The 20,886-nt window shown below is 71.6% G+C and carries 6 protein-coding genes (1 of these 6 running past the window's edge); 2 read left to right on the top strand and 4 right to left on the bottom strand.

Features of this window, described 5'->3' with window-relative positions:
* Window positions 1-122 precede the first annotated feature (122 nt).
* A complete protein-coding gene (locus AC5Y5B_RS24725; protein ID WP_500007246.1) occupies window positions 123-1,901 on the top strand; it encodes a serine/threonine protein kinase PknE in 1,779 nt (592 codons plus the stop codon).
* A gap of 15 nt (window positions 1,902-1,916) precedes the next feature.
* Window positions 1,917-3,419: a serine/threonine-protein kinase gene (locus AC5Y5B_RS24720; RefSeq protein ID WP_500007244.1), complete on the top strand. Its 1,503-nt coding sequence runs from the start codon at window positions 1,917-1,919 to the stop codon at window positions 3,417-3,419.
* 11 nt (window positions 3,420-3,430) lie between these two features.
* On the opposite strand, the gene AC5Y5B_RS24715 is transcribed toward AC5Y5B_RS24720, so the two are convergent.
* From AC5Y5B_RS24715 to AC5Y5B_RS24700, 4 genes are all read right to left on the bottom strand, one after another.
* On the bottom strand, window positions 3,431-4,915 hold the full coding sequence (locus AC5Y5B_RS24715) for an MFS transporter (protein ID WP_500007242.1): 1,485 nt from the start codon (window positions 4,913-4,915) through the stop codon (window positions 3,431-3,433).
* 94 nt (window positions 4,916-5,009) lie between these two features.
* Window positions 5,010-6,806: an N-acetylglutaminylglutamine synthetase gene (gene ngg / locus AC5Y5B_RS24710; RefSeq protein WP_500007239.1), complete on the bottom strand. Its 1,797-nt coding sequence runs from the start codon at window positions 6,804-6,806 to the stop codon at window positions 5,010-5,012.
* Complete coding sequence (locus AC5Y5B_RS24705) at window positions 6,803-8,608, bottom strand: N-acetylglutaminylglutamine amidotransferase (protein WP_500007237.1); 1,806 nt, start codon at window positions 8,606-8,608, stop codon at window positions 6,803-6,805. The genes ngg and AC5Y5B_RS24705 overlap by 4 nt, the downstream gene beginning before the upstream one ends.
* A gap of 156 nt (window positions 8,609-8,764) precedes the next feature.
* Window positions 8,765-20,886 carry the final stretch of a non-ribosomal peptide synthase/polyketide synthase gene (locus tag AC5Y5B_RS24700; RefSeq protein WP_500007235.1) on the bottom strand. The gene runs 19,192 nt beyond the window's last position, so the window shows 12,122 of its 31,314 coding nt (coding positions 19,193-31,314); its start codon lies off the right edge, out of view; it ends in the stop codon at window positions 8,765-8,767.

Below are 20,886 nucleotides of genomic sequence, written 5' to 3'. Positions count from 1 at the left end.
CGAAAACCTTAGCCTTATGCCTGCATGCCACCGCGTACGCGGATTCGGCGCAGTGACTGGCCGGGCGCGTGAGGGCGCCGGTCGTCGGTTTGCGGGCACGGCTGGCGGGTGAGGAGTCTTCGATGGGTGAGGCGACCGCGGACACGCGGGAGGGGACGCAGTTCGGGCCGTACCGGCTGGGCCGGCTGGTCGGACGCGGCGGCATGGGCGACGTCTACGAGGCCGAGGACACCGTCCGCGAACGCATCGTGGCCCTCAAACTGATGTCGCGGACCCTGTCCAACGATCCGGTGTTCCGCTCGCGGATGCAGCGCGAGGCGCGCACCGCCGGGCGGCTGCACGAACCGCACGTGGTCCCCATCCACGACTTCGGCGAGATCGACGGCCAGCTCTACGTGGACATGCGGCTGATCGACGGCAAAGACCTGGCCAGCATGCTGAAGCGGTACGGGCCGATCTCCCCGCCGCGCGCGATAGCGATTGTCCGCCAGATCGGTTCGGCGCTCGACGCCGCGCACGCGGCCGGGATCCTGCACCGGGACGTGAAGCCGGAAAACATTCTGGTGAGCGCCGACGACTTCGCCTACCTCGTCGATTTCGGCATCGCCAGCGCCACGTCGGACGAAAAGCTGACGCAATTCGGCACCACGGTGGGCACCGCCAAATACATGGCCCCGGAACGGTTCGGCGACTCCGACGTCACCCACAAGGCCGACATCTACGCCCTGACCTGCGTGCTGTACGAATGCCTGACCGGCTCCCCGCCCTACACCGGTGACCAGCTCAGTGTGATGGGCGCACACGTCCATCAACCGATCCCGCGCCCGAGCGCGGCGCGTCCCAGCATCCCGGCGGCCTTCGACGGCGTGATCGCCCGCGGCATGGCCAAGGACCCCGCCGAGCGCTACCTCACCTGCGGTGACCTGGCGGCGGCCGCCTACGGCGCCCTGGCCGCTCCCGACCAGGATCGCGCCACCGACATCTTGGCGCGCACCCAAATGGCAACCCCACCAGCCGCGTTCGCCGGTCAACCGGCTGGCGGCTTGGCGTCCGGCCCGCCCGTCGCGCCGCCGCCGGGCCCCCCGGTCGGCTCCTGGCCCGCGCCGTCGGCCGCCGGGCAACCACCGGCGTGGGCCGGGCCGCCGGTCTGGACCAATGCCGGCTCGGTGACCCCGCCCTGGGGTCAGCCGCCGCGGGCCGGCCGCAAACCCTGGCTGTGGGTGGGTGTCGCCGCCACACTCACGGTGGTGTTGGTCGGGGTAATACTCGGCGTCGCGCGCCCCTGGGAACCGCGGTCCGGGCCGGCGGCGGCGTCGCCACCGCCACCGCCGCCGGACGCCGTCGCGCTGCGGGTCCTCGATGACGGCGTGTTCGTGGGAAGTTCGGCGGCCCAGGCCACGATCGACGTTTTCAACGAACCGATCTGCCCGCCCTGCGGCAGCTTCATCCGGTCGAACGCCACCGACATCGACGCCGCGGTGAACACCAAGAAGCTGGCCGTGCGCTATCACCTGCTCAACTTCCTCGACGACAAGTCACACAGCCAGGACTACTCGACCCGCGCGGTGGCGGCCACCTACTGCGTCGCCGCGCAGAACGACCCCAAGGTCTACACCGACTTCTATTCGGGCTTGTTCGCCAGCAGCTTCCAGCCCCAAGAGGGCGCCGCCGAAGACCGCACCGACGGCGAGCTCGCGCAATTGGCGAAGACGGTCGGCGCCGGCGCCGGCGTCATCGCCTGCATCAAATCCGGCGACGACATCGGCACGGCCAAGGCGAAAGCCGCCAACGGCTACTCGACCCTGTCGAGCGACAACGCCAACTCCACGCCGTTCGTGTGGGACGGCAGCACGGCCGTGAACTACCAGAATCCGGCGTGGCTGACGAAACTCACCGGATAGCGGCCGGCCCAGACGATGAGCGACGCGCAGGGGTCGCGGACCGGGACGACGTTCGGGCCCTACCGCCTCAAGCGGCTGCTCGGCCGCGGCGCGATGGGCGAGGTCTACGAAGCCGAGCACACCGTCAAACGGTGGACCGTCGCGGTGAAGCTGATGTCGCCCACGTTCAGCCAGGATCCGGTGTTCCGCAAGCGAATGGAGCGCGAGGCCCGCATCACCGGCCAACTGCTGGAGCCGCACGTGGTGCCGATCCACGACTACGGCGAAATCGACGGCCAGCTGTTTTTGGAGATGCGCCTCATCGAGGGTGTCGACCTGGACGGGCTGCTCGAACGGGAGGGGCCCCTGCCCGCGCCGCGGGCGGTCGCCATCGTCCACCAGGTGGCGTCCGCGCTGGACGCCGCTCACGCCGCCGGTGTGACGCATCGTGACGTCAAACCGCAGAACATCCTGATCACCGGCGACGACTTCGCCTATCTGGTCGATTTCGGGATCGCCAGCGCCAAGACCGACGAGAAACTCACCGAGCTGGGCACCGCGGTGGGAACGTTGAAATACATGGCGCCCGAACGCTTTTCGAGCGACGAGGTGACTTCCCGTGCCGACGTGTACGCGCTGGCCTGCGTGCTCTACGAATGCCTGACGGGGGCTCCACCGTACGGCGCCGACAGCACCGGCGCGCTGGTGAGCGCGCATCTGATGCAGCCCATCCCCAAACCCAGCGCGCACGGCGTGAGCGCGGCGTTCGACGCGGTGATCGCGGGCGGCATGGCCAAGGACCCCGTCGAGCGATACCCCACCGCCGGCGCGCTGGCCGACGCCGCCCACCGGGCGCTGAGTAGCCCCGAGCGCGAGCGCGCCGAGACGATCCTGCAGCGCAGCGACGCCTCGGGCCCGATCAGCGCGATCAGCCCGCCCGGCGCGGCGCGGCGCCGGCGCACCCGCTGGCCGGTGGTCGCCGCGACGGCCGTCATCGCCGCCGCGGTCGCTGCCGTCGGCGTCTGGCTGCTGCTCGAACCCACCAGCCAGCCGCAGCGCCGGGCCACCTCGGGCAAGACCGCGCCGCCGTCCACCGCCGCACCGAGCGGTGAGCAGGCGCGGCTGATCAGCCTGCTGCCGCCCGGCTACCTGCCCGGCGCCTGCACGCCGGCCACTCCGGAGTCCGGCAGCATCTGGGTGACCGCGGTGGCCGTGGTGACCTGCGGACAGAACAGCCAGCCCGGGGGCCCGACCCGGGCTACCTACGGACTGTTCGGAACGCCGGACCGGCTGAAACGGGCCTTCACCGACGACATCGGCAACATCAGCCTGGTGAACTGCCCCGGCGAGGGACGCTCACCCGTCAGCTGGCACTACGACGAGACTCCCAACGACATGGCCGGCCTGATCGCGTGCGGCACCTACAACAACCACCCCAACGTGATCTGGTCCAACGACGCCCGACTGATGCTCAGCGACGTCAGCGGCGACCCGGCCACCGTCGAAGACCTGCACACATGGTGGGACGCGTACGGCTGATCCGCCGCGGCTCAGTCCGCCGCCGGCTCCGAATCCTCTTGACGCTCGGCGTCTTCCACGGTCAACGGCAACGCCAGCTCTTCGAGCGGGCGCCGCTCGGCGGCGATGCCCAGCCACAGCTCGACCAGGCCCGCGGCCGCCATCACCGCCGCCCCGATCAGGAATGACCACACGACCTCGGTGCGCATGCCCGAGTTGATCAGCTGACCGAACAGCAACGGCCCGGTGATACCGCCGATCGCCGTGCCCATCGCGTAGAAGAAGGCGATCGCCAGCGCCCTGGTCTCCATCGGGAAGATCTCGCTGACCGTCAGGTACGCCGCGCTGGCGCCCGCCGAGGCCAGGAAGAACGCGACGATCAGCACGCCGATGAAGGCCCAGACGCCGCCGGCCCGGGTGAGAAACACCAGCGCCAGCGCCACCACCGCGACGGCCGAACCGATATAGGTCAGCGTGATCATCGGTTTGCGGCCGACGGTGTCGAACAGGTGCCCGAGCACCAGCGGGCCGGCGAAATTGCTCAGGGCCCACAGCACGAAGAACACCGGCACCATGCCCGAGGGCACCGCGTAGAACTGGCTGAGCAGCGTCCCGAGGTTGAACGTGACGCCGTTGTAGAGGAACGCCTGCCCGATGAACAGCGCCAGCCCGAGGATCGCGCGGCGCGGATAGAGCTTGAACGCCACGGCGGCGATCTCCCGGAACGAAATCGCGGTGCGCTGACGGATCCGCAGCGCCTTGCCCTGCGGTTCGGGCAGCGGTTGGCCGGTCTCGTGCTGGACCGCCTCCTCGATCTCGCCGACGATCTGCTCGGCCTCCTCCTCGCGGCCGTGGATGAACAGCCAGCGCGGGCTCTCCGGGACATTGCGCCGCACCAGCAGCACGAAAATGCCGAGGACGGCGCCGATTCCGAAGGCGAGCCGCCAGCCGATGTTGGGCGGGAAGTTCGAGGTGTTCAACAGGATCAGCGCGCCGCCCGCCCCGGCGGCCGAACCCAGCCAATACGTTCCGTTGATCACCAGGTCCACCCGCCCGCGCACCCGCGCCGGGATCAACTCGTCGATCGCCGAATTGATGGCGGCGTATTCGCCCCCGATGCCCGAGCCGGTGAAAAAGCGGGTGAGGAAGAAGTACCACGGCGCGAACGCGAACGCGGTCGCGACCGTGGCCACCAAATAGATCGCCAGGGTGAGGATGAACAGGTTGCGGCGGCCGAATCGGTCGGTCAGGTGGCCGAAGAACAGGGCCCCCGAACACGCGCCGGCGATGTAGATCGCGGCCGCCATGCCGATCTGCGCGGGGTTGAGCGCGATGCCGCTGTTGTGCTCCATCAACCGGGCCGAGACGTTGCCCACCATGGTGACCTCGAGCCCGTCGAGCACCCACACGCCGCCCAGGCCGACGACGACGCGCCAGTGAAACCGCGACCACGGCAGCCGGTCCAGCCGCGCCGGCACATGCGTCGAGATGGTCTTGGTTTGCGCGCTCGCATTCATGCGGTCTCCGTTCTGGGTTGAGGAGAGACTTACCCACCCGCGCCCGTCGCTAGCCCTGCGCGCGCTCTCGGAAACGGCGCCGCGCCCGTCGGCGTCAGCCGCGGTCGGAGCGGGACTCCTCGGGGGTCCAGGCCTGCGGCTGGCCGGGGTGGCCGGGGAAGAGGAAGTCGATGAAGGCCGCGGCGGTGGGCTGCGGTTCGTGGTTGGCCAGGCCCGGGCGCTCGTTGGCTTCGATGAAGGCGTACTCGGCGCCCGTGACGTCGGGCACCAGCAGGTCGATGCCGGTCACCGGGATGCCGATGGCCTCGGCGGCCGTCACCGCCACGCGGCACAGTTCGCTGTTCACGTGCGCGGTGACGTCGTGGATGGTGCCGCCCTGATGCAGGTTGGCGGTGCGGCGCACCCGTAGCCGGGTGCCCTGGGGCAGCACGTCGTCCAGCTTCCAGCCGGCCTCGGCGACCGTCGACTCGGTGAGGTCGTCGAGCGGGATGCGGGACTCGCCGCCGGTGGCCGCCGAGCGCCGCCGGCTTTCGGCCGCGATCAGGTCCCGCACGCTGTGCTCCCCTGTGCCGATGATCTCGGGAGGCATCCGCAGCGCGGCGGCCACCACGCGGCCGTCGATCACCACCAGCCGAAGGTCGTCGCCGGTGACCCGCTGTTCGATGAGCACGTCCGGGTATTGCTGGCGGGCCCGCGCCAGCGCGGAGCTGAGGTCGTCGGGGCCGTTTTCCGCCACCACCCCGACGGTGATGCCCTTGCCCTGCTCGCCGCGCGTCGGTTTGACGACGACCTCGCCGACCTCCTTGAGGAAGGCGAAATCGCTCTCGTCGAAGGTGGCCAGCCGCGCCCGCGGCACGGTGATGCCGGCCTCGGAGACCAGGCGCCGTGTCAGCCGCTTGTCGTCACAGCGGCACATCGCCACCGCCGAGGTGTACTCCGACAGCGACTCGCGGGTGATGACGCTGCGGCCGCCGTGGGTCAGGCGCATCTCGCCCGTCTCGGCGTCGAGCACCTCCACCCAGATCCCGCGGCGCAGCGCCTCGTCGGCGATGATCCGGGCGTAGGGGTTGAGGTCGTCGACCGTCTCGGGCGGCGGGCTGAACAGCGGCTCGTTGATCGCGTTCTTGCGCTTGATGGCCAGCACCGGGACGCGGCGGAAACCGAGTTTTTCGTAGAGGCCGATGGCGGCGGCGTTGTCGTGCGCCACCGACAGATCCATGTAGGCGCGGCCCGCGCTGCGGAAGTGCTCGGCCAGCGCCTTGGTGAGGGCGCCGCCGACGCCGGGCAGCCCGGCGGCCGGGTCGACCGCCAGGGTCCACAGGCTCGACCCCTCCTCCGGGTCGTTGAACAACAACTCGTGGTCGACGCCGGTGACGGTGCCGACCACCGCGCCGTCCTCGTCGCGCACCGCGAGCAGATACTTCACCGCCGGCACGTTCTGGTGGTTGTCCCAGATGACGTCGACCCCGGCCGGGACCATGCCGCAGCGCACGTAGACGCGGTTCATGGCGTCGGCGTCGATCGGGTCGTTGAGCGTGCGCACCGTCACGCCCAGCGGCGCCGGCGCCAGGTTCTTGGTCTCCGGCGTGAAACGCAGCCGGTAGGTGTGGCTGGGGTCGATGAAGAGCTCGGTGGGCGCCTCGGCGACCACCACGTGGGATTCGCGGGCGTAGATGCAGATGTCGCGCCGGCCGGGCCCCTCGCGGCGCAGCGCCTCGACCAATTCTTGGGAATTGGCGAAGGTCTGCCCGAAAATCAGTCGGCCCCAACCCAATTCGAGCTCGACATCTTTGGCCATCGCATCGACCAACTCGGGCGGCGACGCGTCGTGCAGGCCGAGCGTGATCGCCTCGGTGTGGTCGTGGCCGCCGGACGGATCGACCATCGTCATGCGACCGGACCGGTGACACCGTGGCGCTGCAGCCACAGCTCGAGCAGCGCGATCTGCCAGAGCTCGTTACCGCGCAGCGGGGTCAGCTTGCCGTTGGGATTGGCCAGCAGCGCGTCGACCGCGTCGGTGTTGAACAGGCCGCGTTCCTTGGCGGTGGGCGCGTAGAGGGCGTCGCGGACCATCTCGAGGTAGGGGCCTTCGAGGTGCGTCAGCGCCGGGACCGGGAAGTAGCCCTTGGGGCGGTCGATGACCTCCGACGGAATCACCCGTCGCGCAGCCTGTTTCAGGACTCCCTTGCCTTCGTGGGCGATCTTGAGTTCCGGCGGGCAGGTCGCGGCCAGCTCGACCAACTCGTGGTCGAGGAACGGCACCCGGCCCTCGAGCCCCCACGCCATCGTCATGTTGTCCACCCGCTTCACCGGGTCGTCGATCAGCATCACCGTGGTGTCGAGCCGCAGCGCGCGGTCGATGCCGGTCTCGGCGCCGGCCTGCGCGAAGTGCTCGGTGACGAACCGCAGGCTGGGGTCGCCCGGCGCGACGATGCCCGATCCGACCAGCGCCTGCACCCCGGCCGCGTCGCGGTCGAAGAAGGCGCCGCGGTACTGGGCCACGGCGCCGTCCAGGGTGGCGGCGGCCGGATCGCCCATCGGCGGATACCAGTGGTAGCCGGCGAACACCTCGTCGGCGCCCTGCCCGGACTGCACGACCTTGACGTGGCGCGCCACTTCCTGGCTGAGCAGGTAGAAGGCCACGCAGTCGTGGCTGACCATCGGCTCGCTCATCGCGCCGATCGCCCCGTCCAGCGCGGGCAGCATGCGGTCGGAGTCGATGCGGATCTGGTGGTGGTCGGTCTCGAAGCGCTGGGCCACGATGTCGGAGTACTGGAATTCGTCGCCCTTGACGCCGCCCGCCGACTCGAAGCCGATGGAGAACGTCGACAACCCGTGCTGACCGGCCTCGGCCAGCAGGCCCACGATCAGGCTGGAGTCCACGCCGCCGGACAGCAGGCAACCGACCGGCACGTCGGCGACCAGGCGGCGCTTGACCGCCAGGCGCAGCGTGGACAGCACGGCATCTTCCCAGTCGCGCTCCGACCACTCCGCGCGGTCGGCGTGCCGGGTGAAGTCGGGCGCCCAGTAGGTGGTGACGGTGCGCCTGCCGTCGGGCTCGATGGCGACCAGCGAGGCGGGCGGCACCTTGCGGACGCCGCGCAGGATGGTGTTCGGCGCGGGCACCACCGAGTGGAAACTCATGTAGTGGTGCAGGGCGACCGGGTCGATCCGGGTGTCCACGCCGCCGCCGGCCAGCAGGGCCGGCAACGTCGACGCGAACCTGACACGGTGAGGGTCCTCGGTCAGATACAGCGGCTTGATGCCCAGCCGGTCGCGCCCGAGCAGCACCCGCCCGCTGTCGCGTTCGACGACGGCGAAGGCGAACATGCCGAACAGATGGCTGACGAAGTCATCGCCCCACCGGTGGTAGGCCTTGATCAGGACTTCGGTGTCGCTGTGCGAGAAGAAGCGGTAGCCGTACCCGCTGAGCTCTTGCCGCAACTCCTTGTAGTTGTAGATGCAGCCGTTCCAGGCCAGCGACAGGCCCAGCTCCGAGTCGACCATCGGCTGGGCGCCGGCTTCGGTCAGGTCGATGATTTTCAGGCGACGGTGGCCGAGCGCGACCCGGCCCTGCGACCAGGCGCCGCCCGCGTCCGGGCCCCGTGGTGTCAGCACCGCGGCCATCGCTGAGACCGCCGCTACGTCGGGCGCCTGCCCGTCGAGTCGTACCTCCCCGGTGACTCCGCACACGTCTTCGACCCTACCGTTGCCCGGATCGACGCGCGCGTGAGCTCCGCCAAAAGCGCTGCACCACCGCCCCTGCGGGCGCGCCCGACCCGTCGTGATCACCGTGATCGACCGACGTGTGAACTCGGTCGCACGGGCGCGGCGAACCGGCGACGACGCTCATGAGTTGGTGGGCGGCTCGTCGTCGCCGGCCGCCGCGTTCGGCCGTTCGTGCGGGGCCAGCTCGCGGCGGCGTTCCGCGCGGACCAGGTGCCGCAGTTGCTGCCCGTACCTCTCGACCGAGTCGGGGGTGAGCATCTCGTTGTGCGTGCAGTCCACCGGGTGGGTGAGAACGTCGCCCGAGGCGTAGGGCTCCCAGGAGCGGACCAGCAGCGAACTGCGATCGCCCTGGTCCCGCACCGCGGAGAACACGCAGATGTCACCGTCGAACAGCCGGGGCTCGTGCAGCCGATACAGCTCGATGTTGCGGTTGAGGTTGCCGAGCAGTAGCCCGACGAGCCGCCGGTGCCGCGATAGGTCCGCGATGCCCGACTCGCGCAACAGTTCCGCCAGCTGCTCGTCGGTGGGCGGGCCGGTGTGCGCGTCGACGCTGAGGTTGTAGGCCCGCAGGACGTCGTCGAGCACCTGCTGCTCGCCCAGGGCGTGCTCCGGCAGGGCGATCCCGTCGTCGATGCTGGGTTGAGCGTCGAGCAGGATCAGGCGTCCGACCACGCGCCCGCGGCGCTGCAGCTCGATCGCGATCTCGTGGGCGACGACCCCGCCGAACGACCAGCCCAGCAGGTGGTAGGGCCCGTCGGGGTAGACGTCCTGGATCCGGTCGGCGTAGACCTCGGCCAGTTCGCGGACGGACCGCGGCGCGGCGCCGTCGTCCCGCGGTGTTTGCTGGATGCCGAAGATCGTGCAGTCCACGTGCGCGCCAAGCGCCTGATACGGCCAACTCACCCCGCCGGCCGGGTGGATGCAGAACAGCGGCACCCCGGACCCCTCACGCAGGGTCTGCACGGGGACGACGTCGTCGGCGTCCGTCGCCCCGCACTGCAGCCGCTGACTCAGCGCCCTGACGGTGGGCGCGTCGAACAAGGCGCGGACCCCCACGTCAACGCCGAGGCCGGCGTTGATCGCGGCGACCACGCGCATCGCCGAGATGCTGTCGCCGCCCAGGTCGAAGAAGGAGTCGTCGACGCCGACGCGCTCCACGCCGAGCACCTTGGCATAGCTGTCGGCCACGGCCCGCTCGGTGGCGGTGGACGGGGCCCGGTATCCGCTGCCGGTGTACTGCGCCGCCGGCAGGGCGCGGACGTCGAGTTTGCCGTTGGGGGTCAACGGCAGCGCGTCCAGGGCGACCACCGCGGCCGGCACCATGTAGACGGGCAGCCGCTCGGCCAGCGCGGTGCGCGCCTCGCCCGGGTCGGCCGTTCCGGTGATGTAGCCCACCAGCCGCTTGACGCCCGGCTGGTCCTCGCGGGCGATCACCACGGCCTGGTCGACGTCGTCCAGCGCGGCCAGCGCGGCGTGGACTTCGCCGAGTTCGATGCGGTAGCCGCGGATCTTGACCTGCTCGTCGGCGCGGCCCAGATAGCGCAGCTGGCCGTCGGCGCCCCAGCAGACCAGGTCCCCGGTCCGATACATGCGCGCCCCGGGCGCCCCGAAGGGACACGCCACGAACCGCGACGCGGTCAGCCCGGCCCGGCCGACGTACCCGGCGGCCACCCCGTCCCCGGCCACGTACAGCTCGCCGACGACACCGGCGGGCACCGGGCGCAACCACGGGTCGAGCACGAACAGGGCCGCGCCGTCCACCGGCAAGCCGATCGGCGGCGTGCCGGATCCCCGCGTCAGCGGGGCGCTGATCGCCACGCACATGGTGGTCTCGGTCGGGCCGTACGCGTTGACCATCACCCGGCCGGGCGCCCAGCGATCCACCACCTCGGCGGGGCACGCCTCGCCGACCACCGCGAGGGCCACCGACTCCAATCCCTCGGGCGACAGCATCGCCACCGCCGACGGGGTCTGCGTCAACACGGTGACCTCCGCGTCGACCAGCAGGGCGTGGAAGTCCTTCGGCGAGCGGGCCACGGACTCGGGCACCACGACCAGCCGGCCGCCGCGCAGCAGCGCGCCGAAGATCTCCCAGACCGACACGTCGAAGGCGTACGAGTGGCTCTGCGTCCACACGCCCACCCGCGGCAGCCCCGCGTCCAGGGTTTGCAGCAGCTGCGTCACGTTGCGGTGGGTGATCGCCACGCCCTTGGGGACGCCGGTGGTGCCCGAGGTGTAGATGACGTAGGCGATGCCGTCGGCCGCGACCGCCGGTAGCGGCGTGGCCGCGCGGTCCTCGATCCGGGGGTCCTCGATGTCGATGACCGTCAGGTCGGAGCCGTTGAGCCGCGACCGCAGTCCCCCGGTGGTGACGGCGGCGACCGGCGCGGCGTCGTCGAGCATGAAGCGGATCCGGGTGCCCGGCGCCGCGGGGTCGATCGGCAGATACGCCGCCCCGGTCTTGAGCACCGCCAGGATGGCCACGATCGCCTGCGCCGACCGCGAGAACAGCAGCGCGACAGACTCTCCCGGGCCCGCGCCCTGCTCGGCGAGCAGGCGCGCCAACCGGTTGGCGGCCTTGTCGAGTTCGCGGTAGGTCATCGACGTGCCGCCCCAGCTGATCGCCGCGGCGTCGGGCCGGTCGGCGACCTGGGCGTCGAAAAGCGCGGGGATCGACGGCAGCGCGGGCACCGGCCGGGTCAGCACCGCCCGGTTGCCGATCTCGTCGAGGCGGGCGTGCTCGGGCGCGCCGAGCAGGTCCACCGACGACAGCGGCCGGCCCGGGTCGGCGGTCATCGCGAGCAGCACCCGCTCCAGCCGGTCGCGCAGGCCGTCGATGGTTTGCGTGTCGAAGACGCCGGTGTCGTACTCGACCCGCAGGCCGAGTTCTTGGCCGGACAGGGCGGCCTGCATCGTCAGCGGGTAGTGGTTGCGCTCGAACATGTCGACGTGGGCGATCGCGAGATCGTGGTCGACCGCCATCGCCGAGGTGTCCAGCGGGTAGTTCTCGTAGGCGAACAGGGTGTCGAAGAGCTTCTCGTGCCCGGTGATCCGGTGCAGCTCGCTGAGGGCCAGGTGCTGGTGGTCGAGCGTGTCCGCGTGGCCGCGTTGCAGCTGGCCGAGCAGCTCGGTGGTGGTGGTCGCCGCCGTCATGTTGGCGCGCACCGGGACGGTGTTGATCATCAGACCCACCATCGATTCGGCGCTGACGACCTCGGCCGGCCGGCCCGACACGGTGGTGCCGAAGGCGACGTCGTGCTGGCCGGTCAGCCAGGCCAGCAGCTGCGCCCACGCGGCCTGCAGCACGGTGCTGACCGTGGTGTGGCTGGAGCGGGCCAGTTCGCCGAGCGCCCGGGTGGTGTCCTCGGTCAGCGCGAACGACCGGACGCCGCGGCCGCCGGGTTCCCGCTGTTGCGGCGGCCCGACCAGCGTCGGGGTGTCGAACCCGTCGAGCAGTTCGCGCCAGGCGGCGCGGGCGGCGTCGAGGTCACGCTCGGCCAGCCAGGTGACGAACCGGCGGTACGGCGCGGGCGCCGGCAGCCGCTGGCCGGTGTAGCAGGCGAACGTTTCGTTCAGCAGGATCGGCACCGACCAGCCGTCGAGCACGATGTGGTGCATGGTGAGCACCAGCCGGTGCCGGTCGTCACCCGTGCTGATCAGGGCGGCGCGGACGGGCGGCTGGTCGGCCAGGTCGTAGACCGCGGCGCGCTCGTCGGCGCACAGGCGCTGGATCCGCTCTTCGGGCTCGCTGCCGTTGGGCCTGATCTCGAGGGAGCGCCAGGCCAGCGCGGGGTTGGCCGGGATGATCTGGACCGGCTCGTCGAACTCCTCGCAGAACCGGGCCACCAGGTGCGGGTGCCGGCCGACCACGGTGTGCATGGCATCGCGCAGCCGGTCCCCGTCGAGCGGGCCGGTCAGCGTGAGGTCCAGCTGCACCGCGTACAGGTGGTCTTCCCGCTGGCCCCGGTCGTCCCGCCTGGAGCCGGTGTGGAAGAGCAGCCCCTGCTGCAGCGGGGTCAGCGGGAGCACGTCGGCGATCCGCTGGCGCCGCTCGAGCCGCTCGATCTGCTGCTGGTTCAGCCGCGCGGGCGCGATGTCCGACGGGGTCAGCCCGCCGCCGCCGTGGCGCACGTGCGCGCAGATGCCGGCCAGGGCCTCGAACCACAGCCGGCTCAGCCGGGCGACCTGGTCGCGGTCCAGCGCCGAGGCCGCCCACGTCCAGGTGGCGTGCAGCTGCGGTCCGTCGGCGGTGTCCACGGTGCCGGCGTTCAGGCCGACGGTGTGCATCAGCGGCATGGGCACCGCGGTGCTGGTGGCGGTGGCCGACGACCCGTCCGGGCTGATTCGCCACAGCTCGTCGGAGAGCTCGGCCGCCGCGCCGCCCAGCCGGCCCAGGTAGTTGAACCCGATCGTCGGGTCGGCGGCGTCCAGGTCGACGTCGGCGTTCAGGTAGCGCAGCAGGCCGTAGGTGAGCGGATCGGGCAGCGCGCGCAGCTGCTCCTTGGCCTCCTTGACCAGCGAGCCGAGTATCGGCGCGCCGGAGGTGACCTGCGACCAGGACAGCCCGCCGACGTCGAGCGCCACCGGGTACTTGGTGGTGAACCACCCGACGGTGCGCGACAGGTCCACCCCGGCGGCCAGTTCCTCGTGGCGGCCGTGGCCCTCGACGTCGATGCCGATGGGGGTGCCTTCAGCAAGGCGGCTGCCCAGGAATTCGGCCCAGGCCAGCGCGAACCCGACCAGCAGGATGTCGTTGACGCCGGCGTGGAATGCGGCCGGCGCCTCGCCGAGCAGCGTGCGGGTGGTCTTCGCGTCGAGCGTCGCCGACATGTTCTCGGCGGTCTCGTAGGTGTCGACCTCGGGCCGCACCGCCGGCAGGGCGGACGGGGTGGCGGCGACCCGGCGCCAGGCCTCGGCCTGGTCGACCACGGCCGGTGACTGCGCGTGCTCGGCCAGCAGCCTGGCCCATCGGGCGAACGAGGTGCCACCGGCGGGCAGCGCGACGGGCTGGCCGTGGTGATGCTGGCCCCAGGCGATGTTGAGGTCCTCGAGCAGCACCCGCCAGGACACGCCGTCCACGGCCAGGTGGTGAATGATCAGCACCAGCTGACGCGAAGAGGTCACCCACAGCGCGCTGAGCATCACCCCGGCGGCCGGGTTCAACCGCGACCGCGCCTCGATGACCGCCGCGTCCGACAGCTCGTCGACCGCGTGCACCCGCTGGGCGGCGTCGACCGAACCGGGTTCGGGGACCTGCAGCGACCATTCCCCGGCCCCGTCACCTGAACTGTCGTCGACGCGCAGCCGCAGCATGGCGTGCCGGTCCAGCAGGGCCTGCAGCACCGCCACCACGTCGGCCTCGGTGACGCCGGCGGGCGCCTGCAGGACTATCGTCTGGTTGAACTGATCGACCGGGCCGTTCACGCCGCGCAGCCAGCGGATGATCGGCGTGGCGGCGACGGCGCCGACGCCCTCGTCGAGCACGCCGTGCTCGCCGTCGGTGACACCGGCCAGCCGGGCCAGGCGGGAAACGGTCTGCTCGGTGAAGATATCGCGGGTGCGCAGCGCCAGGCCGGCCGCCCGCGCGCGGGTCACCACCTGCATCGAGGAGATGCTGTCGCCGCCGAGGTCGAAGAAGGAGTCGTCGACGCCGACCCGGTCGACACCCAGGACCTGGGCGTAGATGCCGGCCAGGGTCTCCTCGACCGGGGTGGCGGGGGCGCGATACCGGTCGACGTCGCGGTACTCGGGTGACGGCAGGGCCCGCGCGTCGAGCTTGCCGTTTGGTGTCAGCGGCAGCGCGTCGAGCGCCACGATGGCCGCCGGGACCATGTAGGCCGGCAGGCGATCGGCCAGCCGGGCGCGGACCTCGACCGGGTCCGCCCCCCCGGTGACGTAGCCGACCAGGCGCTTGTCGCCCGGCCGGTCCTCGCGGGCGATCACGGCCGCCTGGTCCACGCCGTCCAGCGCGGCGATCGCCGAGCGCACCTCGCCGAGTTCGATGCGGTAGCCGCGGATCTTGACCTGCTCGTCGGCGCGGCCCAGGTACTGCAGCTGCCCGTCCGCACCCCAGCGCACCAGGTCACCGGTGCGGTACATGCGCGCCCCGGGCGCCCCGAACGGGCAGGCCACGAAGCGCGACGCGGTCAGCTCGGCGCGGCGCCAGTAACCGACCGCGACGCCGCCGCCGGCGACGTAGAGTTCGCCGACCACGCCGTGCGGGACCGGCCGCAGGGATTCGTCCAGCACGAACAGCCCGGCCGCCGGCACCGGGGAACCGATCGGCACTGGCCCGGTAGTGGGCGATCCGGCCTGCAGGGGGGCGCTGACCGTGGCGTACACCGTCGCCTCGGTCGGGCCGTAGGCGTTGATCATCGCGCGCCCCGGCGCCCACCGGTCGACCAGCTCGGTCGGGCAGGCCTCGCCCGCCACCACCAGCGTCGCCGAGTCCAGCCCGTCGGGCGACAACACGTCCGCCGCGGACGGGGTCTGGCTGATCACGGTGACCTGTTCGGCGACCAGCAGCGCGTGGAAGTCGTCCGGCGAGCGGACCACCGAGTCGGGGATGACCACCAGGCGCCCGCCCTGCAGCAGCGCGCCGAAGATCTCCCAGACCGAGACGTCGAAGGCCAGCGAGTGCCATTGCGACCAGACACCCTCGCGCGGCAGGCCGGAATCACCGGAGGCCAGCAGCCGGGCGACGTTGCCATGCGTGACCGCAACGCCTTTGGGGACACCGGTGGTGCCGGAGGTGTAGATCAGGTAGGCGATGTCGTCGGCGCTCGGCGCCGGCAACGGGGCCGAGGGCTGGGAGTGCGCCGCCGGATCGTCGATATCACCGACGTCGATGACGGCGACGTGGTGGCCGTACAGCCGCTCGGCCAGCTCGGCGGTGCTGATCGCGACCATCGGCGCGGCGTCGGCCAGCATGAAGCCGATGCGCTCCGCCGGCAGCCCCGGGTCGATCGGCAGATAGGCCGCACCGGTCTTCAGGACGGCCAGGATGGCCACGATCGCCTCGGCTGAACGACCGAACAGCAGGGCCACCCGCTCACCGCGACCGACGCCGAAGCCGGTCAGCCGGTGGGCCAGCCGGCTGGCGGCCTCGTCCAGCTCGCGATAGGTCCACGAGCGGCCGGCGCAGCGCAGCGCGACCGCGTCGGGGGTGCGCGCGACCTGCTCGGCGAACAGCGCCGGGATCGAGGCGGCCGCGGCGGCGGGCGCGGTGAGCACCGCGCGGTTGCCGAGGGCGTCCAGGCGGGCATGCTCGCGGCGGTCCAGCAGGTCCACCGTCGACAGCGCGCGGGTGGGATCGGCCGTCATCGCCTCGAGGACCCGCTGCAGGCGCCCGATCAGCGTCGCGATGGTGGCCGCGTCGAACACGTCGGTGCGGAACTCCACCCGACCGCCGATCCCGGCGGGCTCGTTGTCCTCGCCCCAGCGCTCGGCCAGCGAGAACACCAGGTCCATGCGGGCGACCTGGGTGTCCAGCGGTATCGAGGTGACCTGCACGTCACCCAGGGCCAGCCCGGCGCCGGGATCGCTGTCCTGGCCGGCGAAGTTCTGCCAGGCCAGCATGACCTGCACCAGCGGGTGGTGCGTGAGGCTGCGGGTCGGGTTGACGCGCTCGACCAGCACCTCGAACGGCACGTCCTGGTGCTCGAAGGCCTCCAGGCTGCGGGCGCGGACGCGGGTCAGCAGCTCGGTGAAGCTGGGGTCGCCGGCCAGGTCGACCCGCAGCACCAGGGTGTTGACGAAGAACCCGACCAGGTCGTCGAGCGCGGGGTCGCGCCGGCCGGCGATCGGGAACCCGACCGCGACGTCGGTGCTGGCGCTGATCTTCGACAGCAGCACGGCCAGCGCGGCCTGCACCACCATGAAGCTGGTCGAGTTGTACTCGCGGGCCAGCCCGGCGACCTGCTGCTGCAGGTCGGCCGGCCAGTCCACCTCGACGGCCGCCCCGCGCTGATCGGCGATCGGCGGGTAGGGCCGGTCGGTGGGCAGCGCCAACCGCTCCGGCATGCCGGCCAGCGCGTCCTGCCAGTAGGCCAGCTGCGCCGCGATGCGGCTGCCGCTGTCGGCGAGTTCGCCGAACTGGGCGCGCTGCCACAGCGTGTAGTCGACGTACTGCACCGCCAGCGGCTCCCAGTCGGGGGCCTGCCCGGCGCAGCGGCTGGCGTAGGCCATGCCCAGGTCGCGCACCAGCGGCCGCAACGACCAGCCATCCGCGGCGATGTGGTGCACCACGGCCACCAGCACGTGTTCGTCGTCGGCGAGGCGGAACAGCGTTGCGCGCAACGGGATCTGGGTGGCCAGGTCGAAGGTTTCGCGGGCCGCGGCGTCGATGGCCTCGCGCAGCCGGCTCGCCGACCAGCCGCGGGCGTTCACGGTCCGCCAGCTCAGATCGGCTTGCTCGACCGGGATCACCACCTGCTGGGGCGTTTCCCCGGTCACGGCGAACACCGTGCGCAGGCTCTCGTGGCGGGCCACCACGTCGGCCAGCGCCGCTCCCAGCGCCGGGACGTCGAGGCGTCCGTGCATCCGCATGGCCGCCGCCATGTTGTACACCGGGGACGGCCCCTGCAGCTGGTCGAGGAACCACAGCCGGCTCTGCGCGAAGGACAGCGGGACCACCGCCGGACGCTCCCCCGCCACCAGCGGGTCGAGCCGGCCGGTGTCCTCGCCGATGCGCGGCGCCAGCTGCGCGACGGTGGGCGATTCGAAGATGACGCGCACCGGCACGCCGACGTCCATGGCGCTGTTGACCGCCGCGATCACCCGCATCGCCGAGATGCTGTCGCCGCCGAGGTCGAAGAAGGAGTCGTCGACGCCGACCCGGTCGACGCCGAGCACGTGGGCGTAGATGCCGGCCAGGATCTCCTCGGTGGGGGTGGTCGGCGAGCGATACCCGGCCGCGGAGTATTCCGGCGCCGGCAGGGCGCGGATGTCGAGCTTGCCGTTCAGCGTCATCGGCAGGGCGTCGAGCACCACGATCGCCACCGGCACCATGTAGGCGGGCAGGCGCTCGGCCAGCTGAGCGCGGGCCTCGGCGGGATCCGCGGGGCCGGTGATGTAGCCGACGAGGCGCTTGTCGCCCGGCCGGTCCTCGCGCGCGATGACGACCGCCTGCTCGACGCCGTCCAGCGCGGCCAGCGCCGAGCGCACCTCCCCGACTTCGATGCGGTAGCCGCGGATCTTGACCTGCTCGTCGGCGCGGCCGAAGTACCGCAGCTGGCCGTCCGGTCCCCAGCAGACCAGGTCGCCGCTGCGGTACATGCGCGATCCCGGTTCGCCGAAGGGGCAGGCCACGAACCGCGACGCGGTCAGCCCGGCCCGGCGCATGTACCCGTACCCGACGCCGCGGCCGGCGACATACAACTCACCGATCACCCCGGCGGCCACCGGGCGCAACCAGCCGTCCAGGACGAAGAGCGCGGTCCCGGGCACCGCCGAGCCGATCGGCGGCGTCCCCGAGCCCGCGGACAGCGGCGTGCTCATCGACGCGAAGATGGTGGCCTCGGTCGGGCCGTAGACGTTGACCATCGTGCGGCCGGGCGCCCAGCGGTCCACCAGCTCGGGTGGGCAGGGCTCGGCACCGATCACCAGCGCCGCGGATTCGAGGCCCTGCGGCGAGAGCATCCGCACGGCCGACGGGGTCTGGCTCAACACCGTGACCTTCTCCGCGACCAGCAGGGCGTGGAACTCCATGGGTGAGCGGGCCACCGAGTCGGGCACCACGACCAGCCGCCCGCCGTGCAGCAGCGCGCCCCAGATCTCCCACACCGAGTAGTCGAAGGCGTACGAGTGGAACTGGGTCCACACCTGTTCGGGTGACAGCTCGACGCCGACGGCCTGCGCGTCGAACATCCGGGTCACGTTGTGGTGGCTGACCGCCACGCCCTTGGGCAGACCGGTGGTGCCCGACGTGTAGATGATGTGGGCGACGTGTTCGGGCGCCGGCGCCGGGAGGGCGGTGCGGGGCTGGCGCGCCACGGCGCGGTCGTCGATGTCAATGACGATCAGGTCGTGGGCGTGCAGCTTGTCCGCCAGCGCCGCGACGGTGATCGCCGCCATCGGGGCGGTGTCGGTGAGCATGAACTCGATGCGGGCCGCCGGCAGCGCCGGGTCGATCGGCAGGTACGCGGCGCCGGTTTTGAGCACCGCCAGGATGGCCACGATCGCGTCGGCCGACCGGCCGAACAGCAGCGCCACGGACTCGCCGGGGCCTACCCCCCGGTCGATCAGCAGGTGCGCCAGCCGGTTCGACTTCTCGTCGAGCTCCCGGTAACTCATCGACCGGCCCTCGAAGGTCACCGCCGCCGCCCGCGGGCTGCGCGCGGCCTGCGCGGCGAACAGCTCGGGGATGGACGACGGCGTGGCGGGCTCGGTGAGCACCGCCCGGTCGGCCCAGCCGTCCAGCCGGTCGTGTTCGGCGGCGTCTAGCAGGTCGATCGACGACAGGCGCCGCGACGGGTCGGTCGTCATCACGACCAGCACCCGCTGCAGCCGTTCAATCAGCGTCGCGATGCGTGCGGCGTCGAAGACGTGGGTGTCGTATTCGACCTGCAGGCGCAACTCCTTGCCGGGCTGGGCCTGCACCGTGAGCGGGTAATGGGTGGATTCCCGGGTGGTGATGTCGGTGACGGCCAGCTCGTGGTCGGCCGACAACGCGCTGGCGTCGATCGGATAGTTCTCGTAGGCGAACAGGGTGTCGAACAGCTGGTCCTGTCCGGTGATGCGGTGGATCTCGTTGAGCCCCAGGTGCTGGTGGTCCAGCGTGTGGTTGTAGGCGCCTTGCAGCTGGTCGAGCAGCTCGGCGGTGGTGGTTGTGGCGGAGATGTTCGCCCGCACCGGCACCGTGTTGATGAGCAGGCCGACCATGTTTTCCGCGCCGGCGACCTCGGCGGGCCGGCCCGACACGGTGGTGCCGAACACGACGTCGCTTTGGCCGGTCAGGGCGCACAGCAGCTGCGCGAACGCGGCCTGCAGCACCGTGTTGACGGTGGTGTGGCAGGAGCGGGCCAGCTCGGTGATGGACTGGCTGAGCTCGGCGGGCAACGCGAACGACTCCACGCTCTGCCGCCCCAGCTCGGTCCGGTCCTGCGGGCCGACCAGGGTCGGGGTGCCGAAGCCGGCGAACACCTCGGCCCAGGCGGCGCGGGCGGCGTCGACGTCGCGCGCGGCCAGCCAGTCGACGAAGCCGCGGTAGGGCGCCGTCGCCGGGAGGCGCTGGCCGTAGTAGCCGGCGAAGATCTCCCCCAACAGGATCGGCATCGACCAGCCGTCGAGCACGATGTGGTGGTTGGTCAGCACCAGCCGGTAGCGCTCGGGTGCGGTGCGCAGCAGCGCCACCCGGAAGGCGGGTTGGCCGGCGAGATCACCGCAGACGGCGGCCCGCTCGGCGGCGCAGAGCCGCCGGATCTGCGCGTCGGCGTCGGGGTCGGTGTCCAGCTCGACGTACTGCCAGGCCGCGGCGGGGTCGGCGGGGATGATCTGGACGGGCTCGTCGTAGTCGTCGCAGAAGCGGGCCACCAGGTTGGGATGCCGGCCGATCATCGTCTGCACGGCGTCGCGCAGCCGGTCCGGGTCGAGCGGGCCGGCGATGTTGATGTCCAGCTGTCCGGCGTACAGGTCGTCGCTCGCCTGGGCGGTGTTGGCGTGGAAGAGCAGCCCCTGCTGGACCGGGGTCAGCGCCAGCACGTCGGCGATATTGTGTTGGCGCGCAAGCTGATCGATCTGCGGCTGGGTGAGCCGGGCGGGCGCGATGTCGGACGGGGTCAGTCCACCGCCACCGCCGCGGACGTGCGCGCAGATGCCGGCCAGGGCCTCGAACCACAACCTGCCCACCCGGGTGGTCTGCTCGTCGCCCAGCGCGGACGGCGCCCAAGTCCAGTTGGCGTGCAGCCGCGGTCCGGCCTCGGAATCGACGGTGACCGCGTTCAGCTCGAGGGTGTGCATCAACGGCATCGGTATCGCGGTCGCCGCCCGGGTGCCGGTCCAGCCGTCCGGGTCGGGGCGCCACATGTCGTCGGTGAGCTCGGCCGAGCCGCCCTGGCGTCCCAGGTAGTTGAAGCCGATCGGGGGCTCCGGGGCGTCCAGGTCGACCTCGGTGTTGAGGTAGCGCAGCAACCCGTAGCTCAGCGGGTCAGGCAGGGCGCGCAACTGCTCCTTGGCGTCCTTGAGCACCGCGCCCAGCGCGTCGGCGCCTGCGGCCACCTGCGTCCACGAAATACCGTGCATCG

The sequence above is a fragment of the Mycobacterium sp. NGS33 genome (genome assembly GCF_059812885.1).
This window is presented reverse-complemented; position numbering and strand designations above follow the sequence as displayed.

Excerpts from the sequence above, each read along its gene's own strand:
- AC5Y5B_RS24725 (WP_500007246.1), top strand. The coding sequence starts at position 123 with ATGGGTGAGGCGACCGCGGACACGCGGGAGGGGACGCAGTTCGGGCCG.
- AC5Y5B_RS24720 (WP_500007244.1), top strand. The coding sequence starts at position 1,917 with ATGAGCGACGCGCAGGGGTCGCGGACCGGGACGACGTTCGGGCCCTAC.
- AC5Y5B_RS24715 (WP_500007242.1), bottom strand. The coding sequence starts at position 4,915 with ATGAATGCGAGCGCGCAAACCAAGACCATCTCGACGCATGTGCCGGCG.
- ngg (WP_500007239.1), bottom strand. The coding sequence starts at position 6,806 with ATGACGATGGTCGATCCGTCCGGCGGCCACGACCACACCGAGGCGATC.